18 protein-coding genes are annotated in these 21573 nt (G+C 42.2%); all 18 read right to left on the bottom strand.

Annotated features, from left to right (window positions below; genetic code table 11):
- Window positions 1-61: 61 nt before the first annotated feature.
- The 18 genes from MAHAU_RS03300 to MAHAU_RS03220 all read right to left on the bottom strand — a co-directional run bounded on the left by MAHAU_RS03300 (window position 62) and on the right by MAHAU_RS03220 (window position 21490).
- Window positions 62-289 (bottom strand): hypothetical protein, encoded by a 228-nt coding sequence (locus MAHAU_RS03300; RefSeq protein WP_013780308.1) that lies wholly within the window; start codon window positions 287-289, stop codon window positions 62-64.
- A 206-nt stretch (window positions 290-495) separates the two neighbouring features.
- On the bottom strand, window positions 496-2886 hold the full coding sequence (locus MAHAU_RS14885) for a M56 family metallopeptidase (protein ID WP_013780307.1): 2391 nt from the start codon (window positions 2884-2886) through the stop codon (window positions 496-498).
- Window positions 2887-3267: a BlaI/MecI/CopY family transcriptional regulator gene (locus MAHAU_RS03290; RefSeq protein WP_013780306.1), complete on the bottom strand. Its 381-nt coding sequence runs from the start codon at window positions 3265-3267 to the stop codon at window positions 2887-2889.
- A gap of 156 nt (window positions 3268-3423) precedes the next feature.
- Window positions 3424-5244 (bottom strand): glutamine--fructose-6-phosphate transaminase (isomerizing), encoded by a 1821-nt coding sequence (gene glmS, locus MAHAU_RS03285; RefSeq protein WP_013780305.1) that lies wholly within the window; start codon window positions 5242-5244, stop codon window positions 3424-3426.
- A 314-nt stretch (window positions 5245-5558) separates the two neighbouring features.
- A complete protein-coding gene (glmM, locus tag MAHAU_RS03280; RefSeq protein ID WP_013780304.1) occupies window positions 5559-6905 on the bottom strand; it encodes a phosphoglucosamine mutase in 1347 nt (448 codons plus the stop codon).
- A 105-nt stretch (window positions 6906-7010) separates the two neighbouring features.
- Window positions 7011-7745, bottom strand: a complete 735-nt coding sequence (gene recO, locus MAHAU_RS03275) for a DNA repair protein RecO (protein ID WP_013780303.1) — start codon at window positions 7743-7745, stop codon at window positions 7011-7013.
- A 24-nt stretch (window positions 7746-7769) separates the two neighbouring features.
- Entirely contained in the window at window positions 7770-7913 is a 144-nt protein-coding gene (locus MAHAU_RS15310; RefSeq protein WP_013780302.1) for a YqzL family protein, read from the bottom strand.
- A gap of 154 nt (window positions 7914-8067) precedes the next feature.
- Entirely contained in the window at window positions 8068-9663 is a 1596-nt protein-coding gene (gene serA, locus MAHAU_RS03270) for a phosphoglycerate dehydrogenase (protein ID WP_013780301.1), read from the bottom strand.
- A gap of 3 nt (window positions 9664-9666) precedes the next feature.
- Complete coding sequence (locus MAHAU_RS03265) at window positions 9667-10821, bottom strand: pyridoxal-phosphate-dependent aminotransferase family protein (RefSeq protein WP_013780300.1); 1155 nt, start codon at window positions 10819-10821, stop codon at window positions 9667-9669.
- Window positions 10822-10932: 111 nt separating this feature from the next.
- Window positions 10933-12363: an adenylosuccinate lyase gene (gene purB / locus MAHAU_RS03260; protein WP_013780299.1), complete on the bottom strand. Its 1431-nt coding sequence runs from the start codon at window positions 12361-12363 to the stop codon at window positions 10933-10935.
- Window positions 12360-13544, bottom strand: coding sequence for a pyridoxal phosphate-dependent aminotransferase (locus tag MAHAU_RS03255; RefSeq protein WP_013780298.1), 1185 nt, complete (start codon window positions 13542-13544; stop codon window positions 12360-12362). Before MAHAU_RS03255 ends, purB begins: the two co-directional genes overlap by 4 nt.
- A gap of 100 nt (window positions 13545-13644) precedes the next feature.
- Window positions 13645-14481 (bottom strand): PHP domain-containing protein, encoded by an 837-nt coding sequence (locus MAHAU_RS03250; protein WP_013780297.1) that lies wholly within the window; start codon window positions 14479-14481, stop codon window positions 13645-13647.
- 86 nt (window positions 14482-14567) lie between these two features.
- Window positions 14568-16121: a ribonuclease Y gene (gene rny, locus MAHAU_RS03245; protein WP_013780296.1), complete on the bottom strand. Its 1554-nt coding sequence runs from the start codon at window positions 16119-16121 to the stop codon at window positions 14568-14570.
- Window positions 16122-16374: 253 nt separating this feature from the next.
- Window positions 16375-17559: a murein hydrolase activator EnvC family protein gene (locus tag MAHAU_RS14880; protein WP_013780295.1), complete on the bottom strand. Its 1185-nt coding sequence runs from the start codon at window positions 17557-17559 to the stop codon at window positions 16375-16377.
- A 27-nt stretch (window positions 17560-17586) separates the two neighbouring features.
- Window positions 17587-18477 carry a permease-like cell division protein FtsX gene (gene ftsX, locus MAHAU_RS03235; protein WP_013780294.1) on the bottom strand — a complete coding sequence of 297 codons (891 nt, stop codon included), beginning with the start codon at window positions 18475-18477 and terminating at the stop codon, window positions 17587-17589.
- Window positions 18464-19153: a cell division ATP-binding protein FtsE gene (gene ftsE, locus MAHAU_RS03230; RefSeq protein ID WP_013780293.1), complete on the bottom strand. Its 690-nt coding sequence runs from the start codon at window positions 19151-19153 to the stop codon at window positions 18464-18466. The genes ftsX and ftsE overlap by 14 nt, the downstream gene beginning before the upstream one ends.
- Window positions 19154-19169: 16 nt before the next feature.
- A complete protein-coding gene (locus tag MAHAU_RS14875) occupies window positions 19170-20270 on the bottom strand; it encodes a PucR family transcriptional regulator (protein WP_013780292.1) in 1101 nt (366 codons plus the stop codon).
- A 104-nt stretch (window positions 20271-20374) separates the two neighbouring features.
- Window positions 20375-21490 carry an ABC transporter ATP-binding protein gene (locus MAHAU_RS03220; RefSeq protein WP_013780291.1) on the bottom strand — a complete coding sequence of 372 codons (1116 nt, stop codon included), beginning with the start codon at window positions 21488-21490 and terminating at the stop codon, window positions 20375-20377.
- Between the last annotated feature and the right edge of the window lie 83 nt (window positions 21491-21573).

Raw genomic sequence — 21573 nt, 5'->3', positions numbered from 1 at the left:
TATCATAAGTTTTTCATGTCTATAATACAGGATTTCTAGTCTTTAGTGGATCAAAAATTCGTTAGCGTTTGACCTGTTTTTGGCTCACTTTTATTATAGCGTTTATACAAGCTGCGTTGTCTTCCGAAACGTTCAGCAATTCTATACCTTCATGATCTGGCAATTTATCCATATATAACACGAAATCGCCATATTCATCGATTTTAGTATGGATCTTTTGGCCCACCTTAATCACAGCATATAGATAATCTAAAAGAGCCTTGGCTCTATTCACAATTATACTATCCATGGCATCTAAACCCTTCACTTTATAACATTTAACGAAAATAAATTATCGAATACAGTGTACTACAGAGAAAATCAATAGCAAACGGCATTATTCTACAAAATTTAGCAGTATTTTGCACCAAAATTGCACAAACTGATCCCTCATGCAAAACTTATAGTATGTATTGTGTACATATCGATAGTATATTATGCTTCGTGCAGTTGCTCCTAATCAGCAAAATTCAAGTTTTCGAATATTGATGTGGCCTCCACTTTTTCTTCACCAACCAATATAGCGCTGTATCCTTCCACATAAAACCACCCTTCTGCTCCGTTCCCCGTACTTAGACACACCCAATGTACATTATCCGTAGCCTTAAAATTCACTTTGCTCCCGGCCATTGCCATCACCCGGCCGGCCTTAAGGTCCGGCTCGGTATATAGCATGAGATCTTTACGCAATACAGGTACGAATGAAGAATCTTGGGATTCATAGCTATATGGATAATATATATCTTGATGCGTTTGTTGTAGATAGCCATTTCTATCTAATTCCCACGTGGCAGGTGCCCACCATGTTTCAAGTATAGACAGCCTATATCTAGCGACAATAGTACCGTCCCCATTAAATTTACAGGTAGATGTATATGGAAAATCCGTTATTGAGCCAGCATATTCAACTTTATTTCCGGTAAATCTAAAGAAATGACTCCGTGGGTCATTGCTTGGCCCTTCGTCCAATAATGCTATTTCTTTAGATTTATCCGATTTATCTATATCAACAATGCAATACCACTCTCGATTTGGATTTTCTATATAAATATCCATTTCTTTTAATTTATCAATATATTCCGCACCGTTTACCATAAAAGAACTATTATCGACGCTATAATATACACTGTCGCCGCTGCCATCACCGTTTAAATCCACTATACACTGCGTATCTACCGCAACTTTCAAAGGAAAATCGGTTTGAATGGGAGATATATCCGTGCTAACAGGCTTTATAACAAACTGATTTTCACTATCTGCCCATGAATAATAAGTTTCAACCATTTCCCCAGTTTTATTATCGTAGTACCGATTTTTAAAAGTAGCTGTATCTATTTTCTCGAATTTTTTAGAATACCTATTACCGCCGCTGCTAAAAATCTCTGACTGTCCTCTTATCGGCAGTGCCTTTATTTCACCGGTAGGCAATATCGTAAACAGTCTATAGATATTACCGTTACTCGAAGCATATTGTCCAATTGTAAAATCGATATTGCTATCGTTATTATAATCATCAAATTCTATATTGAAAACGCTCTGAAAAGTTAATTTTTCTTCATTAAATGCTTTGTTAAGATCAAGTTTAGATAATATATTTCCTCTGCTATCTATTAGTTGAATATCGTACTTACCTTCCCAATTCGAACCCATGTACGGGCCGGGTTCTGTCTCCTCATAATATCTGCCGTCAGTCATTATTACGTTGAGGCTCTCGTTATATAAATCTTTGTTAAAGTCAATATCATTTTTTGATAGAATACTGGTATTGTTTTTATCATTAACACTTGTAGTGCTTTTTGGATCGGTCAATCCTATAAGAGCTACCACTATTGCTACTGCAACTGCTATAACAGACCATTTCCAAGAATTCTTTTTGAATTTAACCACCATTTTAATTCTACTTTTTAAACCTGATTTATTATTTGTCATACCGGTAGTAACAGGATGCCAATAGGATTTAGAGATTATATTTATCAGCCTAATGATCGTTTCCCCGTACTTTTTATATTCCGTTGGTTTTAATCGGGATAAAACATAGGCATCGCATGCCACCTCACAATCCTCACGTATCTTATAAAAAGCATACCATACAATAGGGTTGAACCAGTGCAGGCTCTGCACCAGCATTGTTATCAGGTTAATTAAGTTATCCTTTCTCTTCAAGTGTGCAAGTTCATGTAAAAAAATATATCTTTGTTCGTCTCCCGATAAATTATCCATAGTTTCACTAGATAATAACAATTTAGGTTTTAATAGTCCGAAAATTGAAGGTGTTTTCACATTTTTATTATATATAATCGGAATAATCGTGCGAATATTCATTTCCCTTTCACAATCGTCAAGTCTTCTTAAAGTTCCTTCGTCTTTACAGTGCGGAGCACCATTAATTTTTAACCGGAATGCGATATTCGCAATCAAAATATAAAGCAACATTCCCGCTACACCGATAAGCCATATTACACTTAATAACAGGTCATGGTCAAGCCAAACATTATCACTATTTCCAGTAATATTTTCATTTCTAATCATCTCATTCTGTACATTACCGGTGTTTATATCGACGTTCTGAGGCATAATAAGTTCATCGTCTATATCAGATACTCTATTGACATTTCCGGGTATCTCAGTGCTTTGCAAAACAGAAGGCAATAAATTAAAGATACTCATAGGGCTTTCGGGAGCATATGGTATAACAAGCCTAATTATAAGTAAAAGCCAGATATAATAATGCCAATTAGCATTCAATTTACTTTTGAAAGTCCATTTAACTAAAATAATCAATATTGAAAGTATACTCCCTCTAAATGATAAGGAAAGCACCATAGTAAACAACGTTACTAAATTCATTTATCTATCACCATCCTTTTCATCCAGTATACGCCTCAGTTCGGCTATTTCCTCCGCAGATAAATTTTCGTCTTTAATAAAGCTTTTTACCAGCAATTGCAATGAGCCGTCATATACTTTTTGAACAAAGGATTTTGTTTCTACCATTCTGCACTCTTTTTGGGTAACCAAAGGGAAATACTTATTAAGCGGAGACTCACGCTTAACCCCTATCGCTTTCTTTTTAACCAATCTGCCGATAAGTGTATGGATTGTTTTAGGACTCCACTCGGTATCGCCTCTCAAAGAGTCAATTATCTCCGTAGATGTCAGAGGAGATTTTCTCCATAAGACCTTCATTATCCTCCACTCAGCATCAGATATATTAGGAAAATTACTCATATACATTACCTTCTTACATATGTAGTCTACTATTATAATATTACATCTGTAATCCCAATATGTCAACACCCATATTTGCGACCATACAAAAGTGCCCCGTAAATATTTGTAAATTCATTCCTACAAACGCCTTACGAGACACTTATTATAAATTCTTTATTCCACAGTCACACTTTTAGCCAGATTCCTCGGTTTGTCAACGTCGCACCCTTTGTATAACGCCGTATAATAGGCAAATAACTGAAGTGGTATGACGCCCAACATCGGCACAAGCCACGAACTTGTATCCGGCAAGTAGATAACGTAATCGGCGACATCCTCTATTGCTGTATTTCCTTCTTGTACCACAGCCATAACCACCGCTCCCCTGGCTTTTACCTCTTTGATATTGCTGAGCATTTTATCAAAAAGCTCTGGTTGAGTAGCCAGTGCCACCACTAACGTACCCGGTTCTATGAGGGCTATGGTGCCATGCTTTAACTCGCCGGCAGCATATGCCTCTGAATGTATATACGATATTTCCTTGAGCTTAAGCGAGCCTTCCATAGCCAATGCGTAGTCCAATCCACGTCCTATGAAAAATATGCTGTGTGCGGAGAAATGTTGTGCCGCATAGTGCTGCACCGCTTCTTTGCCATTCAATATGCTTTGTGCTTTATCGGGCAGCTTTATTATGTCACTTACAATATCATCTATGTTCCGCTGTTTCATAGCACCCCTGCGTTTAGCCATATACAATGCTATCATGGTTATAACCAATAGTTGTGTTGTATACGCTTTGGTGGAGGCTACAGCTATCTCGGGTCCGGCCCACGTATATAACACTTTATTCGCCTCACGCGTTATGGTGCTGCCCACTACATTGGCAATAGCTATGACGGTAGCACCCTGGCGTTTAAGCTCTCGAAGCGCAGCCAACGTATCGGCCGTTTCGCCCGATTGGCTTATAACGATGGCCAGATCGCCCTTTGATATTATGGGTTGTCTGTATCTGAATTCAGATGCTATATCCACTTCCACAGGTAAACGCGCCATACGTTCTATAAGGTATTTGCCCACAACACCGGCATGATATGCCGTACCGCAAGCCACTATAAAAAGCTTACCCGCTTTTTCTATATCTATGTCGTCCAAATCATGCAGGTTTATTGACAGATCATGCGCTATCCTGGAAGCCATAGTATCTCTTAAAGCTTTAGGCTGCTCGTGAATTTCTTTAAGCATAAAATGTTCGAAGCCGCCCTTTTCCGCAGCCTCTATATCCCATGTAACATGATATACATCGCGTTTTATATCGCGACCATATTCGTCTTTTATAGATACGCCATCGCACGTTAAGACAGCTAGTTCTTTATCGTTCAAAAAATACACTTCTCTGGTATAAGGAAGTATGGCCGGTATGTCCGATGCTATAAAATTCTCACCATCACCAAGGCCGATTATCAGCGGGCTATCTTTGCGCACCGCTATAAGCTTATCGGGTTCACGCCTGCACATCACAGCCAAAGCATATGAACCTTCCAAGTAGGATACGGCTCGCTGCACCGCAGATAAGAGGTCATCTTCATAAAAATGATGTATGAGATGAGCTATAACCTCAGTATCGGTATCCGATACAAAATTTGTTCCTTGTTCCTGAAGCCATTGCTTGATGCGTATATAATTCTCTATGATACCATTGTGTACCACAGCGATTTCTCCTGATGCATCCGTATGCGGATGCGAATTCACGTCAGACGGCTCGCCATGCGTAGCCCATCTGGTATGTCCTATACCCAGTGTACCTCTAAGTTCTCGGCCGGCTAAAGCCGATTCCAATACATTCAATCGCCCCTTAGCTTTAATCACCTCTATGCTATCGCCTTGATAGACAGCTACTCCGGCGGAATCATAACCTCTATATTCTAATCTCTTTAAGCCATTCAGCAGTATTGGTACAGCCTGTTGATGGCCAATATATCCAACTATTCCACACATATATATTTATTCCTTTCTATTCCATTAAATTCTTAATTACGCACTCGTCATATATACGCTAAACAAATGTATATTTATGGTATGATAATGTTTGTTAGAAATGCTGTACCTCTATTTTGGCCCAGTCCCGTTTGTAGCAAAAATCGCTTTTTGCTTTTGTGGAACCTTTGTCGGCAGCCGTATGCCGCAGGGCACCCGCCGAAAAATCGATAAACCCTGACCTCGTCAACTCAAAATGAGTTCCGGCGCTTTTATATCGAATCGTATAAATAATCTCTACAAATACATCACCCCTCTCAATTATATAAATAAAATCAGGCTAGGTATTCTTCTATTATAGCGGCCAAGCGCGTGGCCTCCTGCTCCAGCTCGTCTATATCAGGCCCTTCTATCATTACCCTAACCAGCGGTTCGGTACCGGACGGCCTTATTACAACCCGTCCCATGCTATTGAACTTTTTTTCTATCCTATTTATCTCTTCAGCTATGGCGCCGCATTGCAAATACACCTCTTTTTTATCATTGCTTACTTTTGCATTGACCAATACCTGGGGGAATTGTTTCATTACAGTCGATAGCTGCGCCAAGCTCTTTTTCTTTCTTACCATGACCGACAGCAACTGTAGCGCCGTTATTAAACCATCGCCGGTAGTATTATGATCCAGAAATATAACGTGGCCCGATTGTTCGCCTCCCAATGAATAATCTTCCTGCAGCATCTTCTCCAGCACATAGCGGTCCCCGACCGCTGTCCTGACTACACGGCAACCGGCATTTTTAAGTGCTATTTCCAAACCTATATTGCTCATAATAGTGGCCACTACGGTATCCTTTTTCAAGGTGCCGCGTTCATGCATATCTATACCGCATATAGCCATTATCTTATCGCCGTCGACCAATACACCGTTTTCATCTACAGCGATCAAACGATCGGCGTCGCCATCAAAGGCCAATCCCAAATCCACCTCATTTTCCAACACATAATCCTGCAAAGCTTTGGGATGGGTGGAGCCGCAATTGCGATTTATATTGGTACCGTCTGGATCGTTAAAAAAACAGATCATTTCGGCACCGAGCTGGGATAGCAGAAGCGGTGCTACTCTATAAGCAGCCCCATTAGCACAATCGACAGCTATCTTATATCCTTTGAGGTCTATAGGAACGGTGGATTTGAGAAAATTCACATAGTCCTCAGCGGCATTTTGTACCACCACCCTGCGCCCTACGGCATCGCCCGCACACATGGGAATTTGCCGCGTTTGATCCAATATTATAGATTCTATACGATCCTCCAATTCATCAGGCAATTTATAGCCATCACGGTTGAAGAACTTGATACCGTTATATTCCATAGGATTATGTGAAGCCGATATCACTACGCCCGCATCAGCTCCATAAAGCCTTGTAAGATAAGCCACTGACGGCGTGGGCATGACTCCCACACATAGAGCTTCCCCGCCCACAGAACAAATGCCAGCCACCAAAGCCGCCTCTAGCATATCGCCTGACACACGCGTATCGCGGGCTACCACTATGCGGGGCCTTGGATTTTCCTCCGCCAGCACATATGCTCCGGCTTGGCCCAAAGAAAATGCCAAACCGCAGGTCAATTCCGTATTAGCGACGCCTCTTACGCCATCTGTGCCAAATAATCTTCCCATATTCGCCTCCAATGTTAACATAAATATTTCATTTTATTATACGCGCTTAATGCCCGTATTGATAACATTATACATTATTTTATCATATATATAAAGTGCCTGTTTCTATAGCTTCATGGGCACGATATGCTTATCTATCCTGGATAAAATATACTGGTTAAAGACATCCCACAACTGCTTTTTTAAGACATCGCTCATTTTAAGGCGGTTCATATCGCTTATCTTCATGGATAATATATGAGATACGGTATTCATGAAACCTTGATTTACTGCGGTAACGTCATTACTGCTCGTAGCACAGTCACTACAAAGCCTTCCCCCTGCCATGGGACTAAAATACAGCGTAGAACCATTTATATTATCACTGCCGCAATCGCAGCACTGATCGAGCAATGGCCTGTACCCTATAAAATCCATGAGCTTTATGGCAAATATAAGCGCAAGGGATGAAGCATCGGTATTAGGCTCGGATAGAAATTGTAGTGTTTTTAAAAGCAAGTAATACGCTTTTATATTCGGTTCCGCATCTTGTATGACTGCATCGCATAGATTTGTAGCATAAGCAGCATAAGCTAGGTTATTCATGTTTTGGCGCAACTCAAAGAACGTACATTTTACTTCGCTTTGAGTTACTGTATAAAGGTTTTTACCCTCATACAACATATAATCGGCTAAAACAAAAATCTCACTAGCCATTAAAAATCGGCTCTTAGGCCTGCGGCTGCCCTTTGCTATGGCATGAATCTTCCCTAACTCTTTAGAGAACAGAACCAGTATCCTATCGGCTTCGAGATAATCCATATGCTTTAAAACAATTGCCTCTGTCTTTATCAGGCTCAATCGGTATTACTCCATTTCTTACTTCTAATTCATATCGTTTAACGGCACATCATCACGTATAGGCATGTTCTCATCCTCGTCTTTCTCATGCTGTAAAGCTTTGTAAAACAAATAATAGCCTATATCTCCCGTTTCTTCAAAAAGCCTCCACAGTTGATCTATAGTCATAATATTGCCTCCCTTTTGTGGATTATAACTATAGATTTCCCATGTCTATCACTGCATATGCCATGAAAAATTTCTCTGAATTGATTATATCATACTATGCCATAATATTCAAAAAAGGCTCGATTTTTAATCGAGCCTTTTATACGATAAACCCTTACAAATTCAATTCCTTAGCCTTTAATACGCCATCAACCCTTTTTACGGCGGCGAGCACTTCATCGCTTATATCGCTGTCAACATCGAGCACCATTAGGTTTATGCCATGCTTGGTATTGCGGCTGGCCTTCATATTTGCTATATTGATGCTATTATCGCCTAAGATCGTACATACCTGGCCTATTATACCCGGCCTGTCGATATTTTGCACCATCAGCATATGCTCTGTAGGCATAAAATCGACTTCAAATCCGTCAAAGTTGACTATCCTTGGTTCTTCTTTGCCAAAAATAGTTCCTGCAAATGTCATCATCCGCTCTTTATTTTTAACATTGACCGTTATAAGGTTAACAAAATAATCCACATGTGAATTTTTGCTTTCGATGACCTGTATACCTCTCTCATGTATAATTTTCTCTATATTGACAAAATTGACGCGTTCATCGGTAACAGGTTGCAGTAAGCCGGTAAGATACGACAGGGTTATTATCCTCGTATCCTCTTTGGATATATCGCCGCTATATACAAGTTCTATCTGCTCTGCCGGCAGGCTTTCCACTTGATAGTATATGCGGCCCATCTTCTCAGCTAAATTAAGGTACGGAGCAAGGCGCGTAGCGGCTTTCATATTGAGGCCGTGCAGGTTAACAGCTTCCACAACATTGCCTTCTAGTGCATTCAACACCTGCTGGGCTATAGCCAACCCAACATTGCGCTGGGCCTCCACAGTCGACGCCCCCAGATGCGGTGTAAACACAATGTTATCCAATTCGAGCAGTGGATGGCTGAATCCTTCTCCGGCGGCACCTTCTTTCGGCTCGTTGGTGAAAACATCTATAGCTGCACCTGCTATACGCTTAGCCTTAAGTGCTTCGTATAAAGCATTTTCATCCACTATGCCGCCACGAGCGCAATTGACTATGCGCAGTTCTTTCTTAGCCATATCAAACTCTTTTTTGCTTATAATGCCCATGGTCTCATTTGTCTTAGGAAGATGCACTGTTATAAAATCCGCCCTCTGCATAATTTCATTTATAGAATCAACCTTTTCCACTCCCATGCTGTCGAAACGCTCCTGTGGTATGTAAGGGTCATAGCCTATGACGTTCATGCCAAAGGCTTTGAGACGACTAGCCACTAAAGAACCTATGCGGCCAAGGCCCAGTACGGCGACGGTTTTATCATAAAGCTCGACGCCCTTAAACTTACTTCTTTCCCATTTGCCCGCTTTAAGGGACATATAAGCCTGGGGTATATTGCGGCATAATGCCAACAACAGCGCTATCGAGTGTTCGGCCGCAGACATATTATTGCTGTCCGGTGTGTTGACTACTATTATACCCCTTTCGGTGGCCGCATCGACATCTATATTGTCCACGCCAGTGCCAGCTCTACCTATCACCTTAAGATTAATCCCGCGGCTTATAAGCTCTGCATCTACTTTGGTAGCGCTTCTCACTATGAGTGCATCATATTGGTCTATACATTCGAGCAATTGTTCCCTGGTTAAATCCAGCCTTACATCCACATCGGCCTTTTGCTTGAGTATCTCCAAACCGTTTTCTTCAATTTTTTCCGGTACTAATATGCGCATATGTCAGACACCCTCTTTCAATATCTTCTCAGCCGCCGTAACGCCACTGCCTATCTGCACTGGATAACCTACTTCAGCTAGAGAGTATTCCAACCCCGTAAGCGTCTTTAAAAGATCGAATTGATCTACATACCCTACATGCCCTATACGCAATATCTGCCCTTTGAGTTTGCCCTGACCACCTGTTATCATAATATCGTATTTAGTATTCATTATCTTTCTGACTTTTTCTACATCTATGCCCTCTGGCCCTTTAATCGATGTGATTATGTCAGATGCGTGAGTTGGCTCGGCGAATAATTCAAGCCCCATGGCTTTGGCCGCAGCTCTGGTCGCTTCAGCCAATCTACGGTTGCGCGCATATACCTTATCCAAGCCATCATCCAGTATCATATCGAGAGCTACGTTTGTGCCTATTATGAGAGTCACTGCCGGGGTATAAGGTGTATCGTTATCGTTCAGTTTTTCTCTGTACGCCAGAAAATCGAAATAAAATTTCGGCAACTTGGACTGTTTCACGGCATCCCACGCACGGTCACTCAGGCTGGCAAATGATAAACCCGGAGGAACCATCAATGCCTTCTGTGAACCAGTGACTACCACATCTATTCCCCATTCATCGGTTTTAAGAGGTATGCCACCTAGAGAACTTATAGCATCTACAACAAGAAGCTGCGGACGCCCTTTTAATACTTGCCCTATAGCTTCCAGATCATTGGTTACACCAGTGGATGTTTCATTATGCGTTACTATAACAGCCTTTATTTTATTGTCCACGTCTTCCTCTAAGTGCTTTTTAATATCCTCGGGATCCAGCGCCTGTCCCCATGGCATCGATATGACATCCACGTCCAAACCATAAGCTTTGGCTATTTTGACATATCTATCGCCGAATACACCTATCGTGCCCACCAGTACCTTATCGCCCGGCGAGAACAGATTGGCGACGGAGGCTTCCATCGCACCCGTACCCGAACTGGCAAACGTAAGCACATCGTTTTTGGTATCGAACACCGTCTTAAGTTTCGTATTAAACTCCGTAAATATGGCCTGAAATTCTTTGGTGCGATGATGAATAATCTGCCGGCTCATAGCTTGTAACACCTTTGGCGGTATCATGGTCGGCCCCGGCGTCATCAATAATTTATCCCTTTCCATAATCGATCTGAAACTCCTCTCCTATAAATGTACACTGCATGCGCATATTTGTATCACTACCGAATACTTTATCTTATTGTACAACTTTGTTAAAAAGATGTCAAATATTTTTTACACTTCGATTCCAGCTTTCAATCCCAATATGGCGCGATATTCTTCAAGCACCGATTGAACATTTTCACCGATAAATTCCTCGACCTGCTGCGGCGCTCTGCCCACAAAGTTTTTGGCATCCATTATGGCATCTATCTCTTGTCGAGATAAAGAGAACGTCGGGTCGGATGCTATCATATTTACAAGATCGTTGGCCTTGCCTTCCACCTTGACATGCCTACCAGCTTCTACAGAGTATCGCCTTATGCGCTCATGAAGCTCCTGACGGTCGCCACCGCGTTTGACCGCCTCCATCAATATGTATTCCGTGGCCATAAAAGGCAATTCCTCCCGCAAATGCCGCTCTATCATGGCCGGATATACCACAAGGCCGTCGGCCACGTTGATATAAAGCAGCAATATAGCGTCTACAGCAAGAAATGACTGCGGTATAACTATGCGTCGGTTGGCAGAATCATCCAACGTGCGTTCAAGCCACTGGGTAGAAGCCGTGATGGCCGGATCCATGGCCATGGTCAACACATGCCGTGCCAACGAACCTATACGTTCGCTGCGCATGGGATTGCGTTTATATGCCATAGCCGACGAACCTATCTGTTTTTCTTCGAATGGCTCTTCTATCTCCTTAAGATGCTGCAGCAGTCTTATATCGTTGCTGAATTTATATGCACTTTGGGCTATTCCGCTTAAAACGTTAATCACATTGGAATCCAGCTTTCGGGGGTAGGTTTGACCCGTAACTGCAAACACACCTTTAAAGCCCATCTTTTTTGCTATGAGTCGATCGAGCATTTTGACCTTTTCATGATCCCCGTCGAAAAGTGTCAGAAAGCTAGCCTGCGTCCCAGTAGTACCCTTAGCACCGCGCAACACAAGGTTATCCATGATAAAATCCAACTGGTTCAGATCCATCAACAGATCTTGTATCCAAAGGCACGCCCTTTTTCCGACGGTAGTAGGCTGAGCCGGCTGAAAATGCGTAAATCCTAGCGTGGGCATGTCTTTGTATTGCAAGGCAAAACGGCTTAAGACATTTATACAGTTCACGAGCTTACGCTTTATGATATCAAGACCGTCTCTCATGAGTATTATATCGGTATTATCGCCTACATAGCAGCTTGTAGCCCCGAGATGTATGATGGGTTTTGCCGTGGGGCATTGGACGCCATAGGCATATACATGGGCCATGACATCATGCCTCACTTCTTTTTCGCGCGCCTCAGCCACGTCATAGTTTATATCGTCCTGATGGGCTTTCATCTCGGCTATCTGTTCGTCGCTTATATCAAGGCCAAGCTCTTTTTCTGCTTCAGCCAACGCTATCCACAATTTCCGCCACGTTCTGAATTTCTTATCATCGGAGAAATTTTGCGCCATTTCCTTACTGGCATAGCGTGTTATAAGCGGATTTTCGTATATATCTCTCATTTCAGGCATTGTTCTATGCGCGCCAATCCTTTCTCTATTTGTTCTATAGAAGTGGCATATGACAGCCGTACAAAGCGATCGTCGCCGAACGGTTCACCGGGCACAACTGCAACATGGACTTTGTCCAGCAACATTTGCGCGAAATCTATTGAACCCATTATATCACATCCATTTATTTTTTGTCCTGTATATTGTGATATATTCATCATAACGTAGAATGCTCCGGTGGGCTTCATGCAGGACAATCCCTCTATTCCGTTGATGCGCTGACAGATATAATCCCTGCGCTTTTTAAATTCCTCCACCATAATAGTTACTGGCTGCTGTGTTCCTTGCAATGCCGCTAGGGCGGCATACTGAGCTATAGAGTTCGGGTTGGATGTGGCCTGACTTTGTACATTGCCTATAATGGAAGCGATTTCTTCATTTGAAGCAGAATATCCTATCCTCCATCCTGTCATGGCATATGTTTTGGATACCCCATTTATCACAATGGTCCTTGCCTTTATATCGTCGTTAAACGACGCTATGCTTACATGCTTAGCATCATCGTAAATGAGCTTCTCATATATCTCATCCGACACCACCACCAGGTCATATTCACAGGCTAGATCTGCTATAGCCTTTAATTCCTCTTCCGCATATACGGTACCAGTAGGATTATTGGGGCTGTTTATCAATATAGCCTTTGTCCGGCCATTTATATATTTTCTCAGCACATCAGCCGATGTTTTAAATGCATTCGATTCATCGGCTGATACCATAACAGGCACTCCGTCTGCCAATTTAACTAGCTCCGGATAGCTTACCCAACAGGGTGCTGGCATAATTACTTCATCGCCGGGATTTAGGATAGCATAAAATGCATTGAATAGGGCGTGTTTGGCACCATTGGATACTACTATATCAGATGGCTTATACGATAGAGCGTTGTCCCGTTGCAGCTTATTCGCTATAGCCTGCTTCAACTGCGGTATGCCGGTAGCTGGTGTATATTTGGTGTAACCTTCTTTTATCGCATCTATTGCCGCTGCTTTTATATGTTCGGGTGTATCGAAATCCGGCTCGCCTACGCCAAAATCCACTACGTCTATACCTTCAGACTTCATTTTCTTGGCCTTGGAGCTTATAGCCAACGTAGCCGATTCGGTTATTGTTTGGGCTTTTCGTGATAAAATCATATACAATTTCTCCTTTTCTCTAATCACAATGAATATCAGCGTTGCTGTATTATTCAAATTATATCACATAAGCCGCCCAATATCCATATACTCTAATTATTTATGCAGGTTTTGAACGCTTAACATGCAAATCTTTCAATTTATACATTACCTCATCAGGCACTTTAACTGCGCCGAGCGTTATATCCCCATCCACCAGTTCACCATGGCAATCACTGCCACCAGTAACTATCAGCCTATAGTTATCGGCAATGGCCCTCAGATATTGCTCATCTTTGCCGTCGTGTTTTGTATGATACACTTCCAGACCATCCACGCCATTGTCTATAGCATGGAATATAGCGCTTTTGTCTGCCAAAAGCCCTGGATGAGCCACTACTGCCACACCACCCAATTTTTTTATATACCCTATAGCCTCTTCTGGAATCATCTTATACCGCGGCACGTAAGCCGGGCTATCCTGTGATATATAATTGTTGAAGGCTTCTCCCATATCTTTTATAAGACCTAACCGGAGCATAGCCCTGGCTATATGCGGTCTGCCTATAGATGCCGAACCGGCAATTGCCTGCACTAAATCCCAAGGTATATCCATACCATAATACGCCTTAAGATTGTCCAATATTCTATGTGCTCTGGCCTCCCTTGCATCCTTTATATGAACAAGCAATTCTTGAAACCATTTTTGATATATATCGATGAAGTAACCCAATATATGCATTTCTTTCCCTTTATATTCAGTATTCAGCTCTATACCTGGTATGACCGTTACACCTGCAACAGACCCTGCTTTCGTGGCTTCTTCTATGGCTGCGGTGGTATCATGATCGGTTATCGCTATAAACGATAAACCGCGTCCGGCCGCTTCTCCTATTATTTTTGACGGTGAAAGAAGGCCATCTGAGGCTGTCGTGTGAACATGCAAATCTCCTGCCATCGAACATACTCCTTTTGATATCTACTCTTATCCAGTTATCAAATTAAAACGGTATTTTAAAAGGGATGTGCGGTATTGCACATCCCTTATTTTGCGTATTCTACAACTCTGCTCTCGCGAATTACTGTAACTTTTATTTGTCCAGGATATTCTACTTCTTTTTCTATACGTTTGACTATATCTCGGGCCATCCTCATGGCCTCCGCGTCGTTTATCATCTCAGGTTTTACTATTATGCGCACCTCGCGCCCCGCTTGTATAGCATATGATTTATCCACACCTGCGAATGAATTTGCAATTTCTTCGAGTTTTTCCAAGCGCTTCAGATAAGCTTCTATAGTTTCTTGTCGAGCTCCGGGCCTGGCTGCTGAAATGGCATCAGCGGCTTGCACAAGCACCGCTTCTATGGAGTTAGCCTCTATATCACCGTGATGGGCTGCTATAGCGTGTATTATTGCCGGATTTTCCCTGTATTTCTTGGCTATATCTATACCTATCTGAACATGAGGGCCTTCTACCTCATGGTCGACAGCTTTGCCTATATCATGCAATAAACCTGCCCTTTTTGCTATAGCAACATCCGCTCCTAATTCAGCCGCCATACCACCTGCTAATAAAGCTACTTCTATTGAATGCTTCAACACATTTTGACCATAACTGGTTCTATACTTTAAGCGGCCAAGCAATTTGATAATCTCAGGATGCAGATTATGCACCCCTACATCAAATGCTGCTTGTTCACCCTCTTCTTTGATCTTTGCATCCAATTCTCTCCTGGAGCGCTCTACCATCTCTTCTATGCGTCCCGGATGTATCCGTCCATCTACTATAAGTTTCTCCAGAGTCATCCTAGCAACTTCACGCCTTATAGGATCAAAGCCTGACAATATAACAGCTTCAGGAGTATCATCAATTATGAGATCAATACCAGTAGCCGTTTCCAGCGCACGTATATTTCTACCTTCACGGCCTATTATACGGCCTTTCATCTCATCGTTAGGCAACGGAACCACTGAAACCGTAACCTCCGGTACATAATCAGCAGCGCATCGCTGTATAGCGTCTGCTACTATGACCCTTGCCCTTTTCTCAGCCTCTTCTTTGGCCCTGTTCTCTATATCCCTTATAAGCGTTACGGCATCATGCTCCACATCTTCCCTTATGCTAGCTAACAGCACTTCTTTGGCCTGCTCGGTCGTCATACCCGACACCCGTTCTAATTCGGCTAATTCCTTTTTATGCAGTTGCCCGATCTCTTCTTCCAACTTATCCAATTCCTTCTGGCGCTTGTTTAAGGCTTCCTCACGTCGATCCAAACTATCAGATTTTTTTTGAAGGGCATCTTCTCTTTGAAGCAACCTTCGCTCCATACGCTGATTCTCGTTTCTTCTTTCACGACTCTCTCTTTCAAATTCATTGCGCAGCTTGTGGATCTCGTCTTTAGCTTCAAGTAAAGCTTCTTTCTTGGCTGCTTCGGCTTCCTTCTTAGCCTCGTTTATTATATCCGCAGCCCTTTCTTCCGCTTTACCGATTTTAGCTTCAGCTATTGTTTTGCGGTAATAATAGCCACTTAATACTCCAATAGCCAAACCTACTATTATATATAGGATATCCCACAAGCTAAATTCTATAATACACACCTCCTAATCCATCGATAAAATACACGAAAAATCAATCTACTTTCTCTCTCGTTACTTTTATGATCTTATTTCCGGAAGAATACCTTCCTAATTAAATATTATACCGTATTCCATTTTTACAATCAACAGCAATTCCATCTTCTTAACCTGAAAAAGTATAAAGCCCATTGTAGAATTAACGTAGCATATGTGTATTATGCTACGTTAATTCTACAATGTATCGGATATTATGTCAAGCTGGAGACAAAATCGATTATTTAAAATATTGCATTGGATTGGTCGGTGTACCGTTAATGCGTACTTCAAAGTGGCTGTGTGGCCCGGTGGCCAGTCCAGTCATGCCGACTCTAGCTATTACCTGCCCTTGCGATACCTCCTGACCGATGCTTACCAGAAGCGACGAATTATGTCCATAAAGCGTGGATATGCCGTTGCCATGATCTATTATCACGGCCTTGCCATACGCGCCGAGCCAGCCGGACTGTATGACCATCCCTCCATCGGCAGCCACAACGTTTGCACCGCTCGGCGCCGCTATATCAGTACCTGTATGTAATTTACCCACACCCAGCACGGGATGCACTCTATACCCAAACGATGATGATATTCTCGAATAACCCGGTACAGGCCATGTAAACCGACCGGTAGCCACCACAGATCCACCCCTGCTGCTGGAACCACTGTTCTTCTGAGCTTGAGCCTTACGCCTTGCTTCCTCCTCAGCCTGAAGCTTTCTTATGACAGCCTCGAGTTCTTTTGATTGTGCTTCCATCTCGTTCAGCGCTTTTTCATATGATTCCTTCTGCTGCTCTAAATCAGCCAGAAGTTTGTTCTTTTCCGCGCGCTTGGTTTCTATACCTTTCTTTTCCTCAACAATGAGCTGCTTTTGTTGTTCTATATGTAATTTTTGTTCTTCAATGGCTTGCTTTTTTTTGGCTATATCATCTTGCAGCTTGCACATTTGTGTCAAAAGGTCATTATCGCATTGGGTTATTTTAGCGGCCATCTCCACTCGCATTATGAGATCGCTAACGCTTTGCGCCGATAATATCATCTCTAGAATACTGGACTGATCATTCATATACATGGCACGCACGCGGCTATCCAGCAATTGCTGCTGGTATTCGGCCTCTTTTATGGCCTGCTCCAATGCTTTTTCGGTTTCCTCGAGCTGCTTTTTTGTTTCATCCAGATCTGCATTAGCCTTGTCCAATTCGGCCTGCTTTTGTTCGAGCTGTTTATCGAGCTTTTCCAACTGGATGCTCACATCCTGTTGTTTTAATTCCACATCTTCTAAAGCATCCTGTGTACTTAACATATCTTGCTCTACATCTTCAAGCTCCTCTTTTTTATCGTCCAACCCGACAGCCATAGCCGGCACCGTCACTCCCAAAATTAAGACCATCGCTATAAGGATAGCTATAACCCTTCGCATCATTCAAATCCTCCTGTAAATCTCTCCTTCTTAAACTTTTAGATAACGCCTTATCGAAACAGCACTGCCTATTATACCGGCTACAATGCCAGTAACCATTATAATAAGCATTGCTATATTCATGGCATCATTTACTGGTATGAGCTTCACCATGTTCAATATACCGCTCAGTTTATCCATAGCAAAATCATAAAGTATTTTTAAAAGCGCCAGCGAAAGTACAGAGCCTATCAGGCCTATAACTGCGCCTTCAATGATGAAAGGCCAGCGTATAAACCAATTGGTCGCTCCTATGTATTTCATAATATTTATCTCATTGCGCCTGGCGAATACCGCTAAACGGACGGTATTCATTATGATAACTACAGCGATTACCAATAATATACCTACTATAATCAAGCCCATCCAACGGACTGCGGTGACTAATCTGTTCAACGTATCGGCGACTTCGCTATTATATTGAACCTTCTCTATCCCTTCCCTTCCATTTAGAGCATTCACCACGTTATCTGCATAAGACGGTTCTTTAAGCCTTACCTCGTACGACCTTGGCAGCGGATTATCCTCAGCGGTGTAGCCCTCCAGATAATCGCTCTGTTCTCCAAACTGCTCTTTCCACTTTTCAAAAGCATCGGCTTTAGAAATATATCTTACATCTACGATGCCTTCCATATTTCTAAGATCACTATCCAGCTGCTCGATCGCTTGATCAGGCATGTCATCCTTCAAAAATATTATTACTTCCAAACTTGATTCCATATCGCCTATGATATTACTCACATTTAAACCAAATACTATAATACTGCCCAACATAAAGAGGGCTATAACGATGGATATAATAGCGGCCAGGCTCATGGCTTTATGCCTAAAAATACCGTTAAATCCCTCTTTAATATAATAGCCTATGTTACTTAACCTCATCTAAATACACCCCTTTTTCCTGATCGCTTATCACCGTTCCTTTCTTTAAGATTATAACGCGCTTGCGCATCGCATCGACTATTTCTTTGGCATGTGTGGCCATTATAACCGTTGTACCTCTGCGGTTTATTTCGCTCAAAAGGTTGACTATATCCCATCCGGTATCTGGATCCAGATTACCGGTCGGCTCATCAGCTATCAATACAGGCGGATTATTGGCTATGGCGCGAGCTAATGCCACCCGCTGCTGCTCACCGCCCGAAAGCTCGTTGGGATAAGCATAAGCTTTACTGCTGAGATTGACCAAGCTTAACATAAGCGGCACCCTGCGCCTGATCTCTTTCGAAGGTGTACCCACTACTTGCATAGCAAAAGCTATATTATCGTATACATTCCTGTCGGGTAACAAGCGGAAATCCTGGAATACCACGCCTATATTCCTGCGAAAATATGGTATTTCCCGACGTTTCAAAACAGTAATATTTTTATCGTTTACAAATATATCTCCGCTTGTAGGCTCTATTTCTTTTAGCAACAATTTTATTATAGTAGTTTTGCCGGCCCCGCTTGGGCCCACCAAAAATACAAAATCTCCTGCTTTTATATTTATATTAACATTCGACAATGCTGTAACGCCGTTATCATAAACCTTAGAAACATTAACCAATCGGATCATCAACTAAAATAGCCCCTTAATTTTTAATATATCCCAAATACCTTCCTATCATCAGCCCCAGTTTGAATGTCACTGCGTCATCGAAATTGCGCAGATCCAAACCGGTATATTTCTGAATCTTGTCCAACCTGTAAACCAAGGTATTTCTATGTATATACAATTGCCTGGACGTCTCACTTAAATTTAGGCTATTTTCAAAGAGTTTTTGAACTGTTTGAATCATGGCTTCGTTTAAGAAGTCAAATTCCTCCCCTTTAAAAACCCTATCGTAAAACTCCTGGCATTTTTCGGGCGATATATTGAACAGCAGCTTCTCTATAAAGAGTTTATCATACACATATAAACCCTTCTTACCGTTATCGAAAGCTCTGCCTATATCTATGGCTTTTTGCGCCTCGATATATGATTGCCTTATCTGCATGATATCATCTTTTATAGAGCCAACGCCTACTATTACATTTACAGAAAGCTCATTGAGCATGCTCTCGGATATGGCCAATCCCATCTGTATAAGATCGTCAGCAGTCGTAGCCTCATCCTCTTCATCCTCAATAGCTTTTACAAGCACTATATTCTTGGTATCCATGCGGATTATTATATCTTTATGCGAGCGAGGAAAGGCTTTGGACAATACACTATACACCTCGTCCTCTTTGTCATCGGCCATTATCAGGTATACGCAGCGTTTAAGCTTGCGTTCCACTCTAAAATCGTCGAGATATACAGGCACATCAGCCGGAGGAACCTGGTCCAACAAAAGCCTATGTATGAACTGCTCCTTTGTAAGATGCTGCTCAGGCATTTTATCATACAGTTCTAATAAAGCCTTAAACAAATAGCAATATCGGCGCACAACCTCGCCTTGACCGTCCATGCGTATGTATAATGGCTTATAGTTTGACAAAGAAACAGCATAATAAGATACGCCATCCTTTACCATAAACCCAGCCTTGGCTATAATATCGCCTTCTGCCTGCACGATATCATCTATAGCCCTTATTTGATCCTTTCTGCTGCTCGCCAGGATATTGCCTCCGGTTTCTATCAGGCTTATCGGTATAGAAAGATTAAAGGCCGCATCCTCGACAAGCTGCTGCATTTGCTTATTAGTTAACATTACATCACCCTTACGCGTATTATATCATAAACCTGTAAATAAAAAAAGCAGAAAAATTATCCTTGGGGATATTTTCTGCTTTTTTTATTTTGTGCTAAAAAGTCTTATTTATTCAATATGGTCTTTTCGGTCTCTTTATCAAATAAATGTATCCTATTCGGATCCAATGCTATCTTTATCGTATCACCGGCTCTTGCAGTGCTGCGAGGATCGACGCGCGCTATCATATTGTTGCCCGCTACTGTCAAATAAAGCAACGTCTCAGCACCCAACAGCTCCACCACATCGACGGTAGCTGTCACTACGGCATCGGGCACGCTGTCTATAAATACCTCTTCATCGTGCAAATCTTCCGGTCTGATACCCAATACTACCTCTTTGCCTATATATGAATCATCGATCAATTTCTTGAGCTTACCCTCAGGTATCCTTACCTTATGGTCATTGAACGCAGCGTACACGGCGCCGCCTTCCGATATAAGCGTAACATCGATAAAATTCATTTCTGGGCTGCCTATGAAACCGGCAACAAACAGATTGGCTGGATAATCGTAAAGATTCTGAGGAGAATCGACCTGCTGTATAAAGCCATCTTTCATAACCACTATCCTACTACCCATAGTCATAGCCTCGGTCTGATCGTGCGTAACATATACAAACGTCGTACCTAATCTTTGATGTAGCTTAGTCAGCTCGGTTCTCATCTGAACCCTCAATTTAGCATCAAGGTTGGATAACGGTTCGTCCATCAAGAACACGCGCGGCTCACGAACTATAGCACGGCCTAATGCCACCCTCTGTCTCTGACCACCGGACAAAGCCTTTGGCTTACGGTTTAGCAGATGCTCGATATCCAATATTCTGGCAGCCTCTTTAACACGCCTGTCTATTTCAGCCTTAGGCGTCTTCCTTAGTTTTAAACCAAATGCCATATTCTCATATACGGTCATATGAGGATACAAAGCATAGTTCTGGAACACCATGGCTATATCACGGTCCTTAGGGGCTACATCATTAACCAGACGCTCACCGATATACAGTTCACCTTCGGTGATCTCTTCCAAGCCAGCTATCATTCTTAAAGTCGTAGTCTTGCCACAGCCAGACGGTCCTACCAATACAATAAACTCTTTGTCTTCAATATCCAAATTGAAGTGGCTTACTGCTGTAACACCGCCAGCGTATACCTTGCTTATGTCCTTTAATACAACACTTGCCATTAAGACCCCTCCGTCCTTTTTATTTCCCGTATCGATTACGGGCTGGCACAATAATTTAACGCTATTATTATAACTGTATATAC

Source organism: Mahella australiensis 50-1 BON, assembly GCF_000213255.1.
Classification (GTDB): domain Bacteria; phylum Bacillota; class Clostridia; order Mahellales; family Mahellaceae; genus Mahella; species Mahella australiensis.
The sequence above is the reverse complement of the archived record's forward strand: the minus strand, read 5'-3'. Positions and strand labels throughout refer to the sequence as shown.

Coding starts and splice junctions, on each gene's coding strand:
- MAHAU_RS03220 (WP_013780291.1), bottom strand. CDS start 21,490: ATGGCAAGTGTTGTATTAAAGGACATAAGCAAGGTATACGCTGGCGGT.
- glmS (WP_013780305.1), bottom strand. CDS start 5,244: ATGTGTGGAATAGTTGGATATATTGGCCATCAACAGGCTGTACCAATA.
- ftsX (WP_013780294.1), bottom strand. CDS start 18,477: ATGAGGTTAAGTAACATAGGCTATTATATTAAAGAGGGATTTAACGGT.
- MAHAU_RS03300 (WP_013780308.1), bottom strand. CDS start 289: ATGGATAGTATAATTGTGAATAGAGCCAAGGCTCTTTTAGATTATCTA.
- MAHAU_RS03255 (WP_013780298.1), bottom strand. CDS start 13,544: ATGATTTTATCACGAAAAGCCCAAACAATAACCGAATCGGCTACGTTG.
- MAHAU_RS03250 (WP_013780297.1), bottom strand. CDS start 14,481: ATGGCAGGAGATTTGCATGTTCACACGACAGCCTCAGATGGCCTTCTT.
- MAHAU_RS03265 (WP_013780300.1), bottom strand. CDS start 10,821: ATGGAAAGGGATAAATTATTGATGACGCCGGGGCCGACCATGATACCG.
- glmM (WP_013780304.1), bottom strand. CDS start 6,905: ATGGGAAGATTATTTGGCACAGATGGCGTAAGAGGCGTCGCTAATACG.
- MAHAU_RS14880 (WP_013780295.1), bottom strand. CDS start 17,559: ATGATGCGAAGGGTTATAGCTATCCTTATAGCGATGGTCTTAATTTTG.
- purB (WP_013780299.1), bottom strand. CDS start 12,363: ATGAGAGATATATACGAAAATCCGCTTATAACACGCTATGCCAGTAAG.
- ftsE (WP_013780293.1), bottom strand. CDS start 19,153: ATGATCCGATTGGTTAATGTTTCTAAGGTTTATGATAACGGCGTTACA.
- MAHAU_RS14875 (WP_013780292.1), bottom strand. CDS start 20,270: ATGTTAACTAATAAGCAAATGCAGCAGCTTGTCGAGGATGCGGCCTTT.
- serA (WP_013780301.1), bottom strand. CDS start 9,663: ATGCGCATATTAGTACCGGAAAAAATTGAAGAAAACGGTTTGGAGATA.
- MAHAU_RS03290 (WP_013780306.1), bottom strand. CDS start 3,267: ATGAGTAATTTTCCTAATATATCTGATGCTGAGTGGAGGATAATGAAG.
- MAHAU_RS15310 (WP_013780302.1), bottom strand. CDS start 7,913: ATGACTATAGATCAACTGTGGAGGCTTTTTGAAGAAACGGGAGATATA.
- MAHAU_RS14885 (WP_013780307.1), bottom strand. CDS start 2,886: ATGAATTTAGTAACGTTGTTTACTATGGTGCTTTCCTTATCATTTAGA.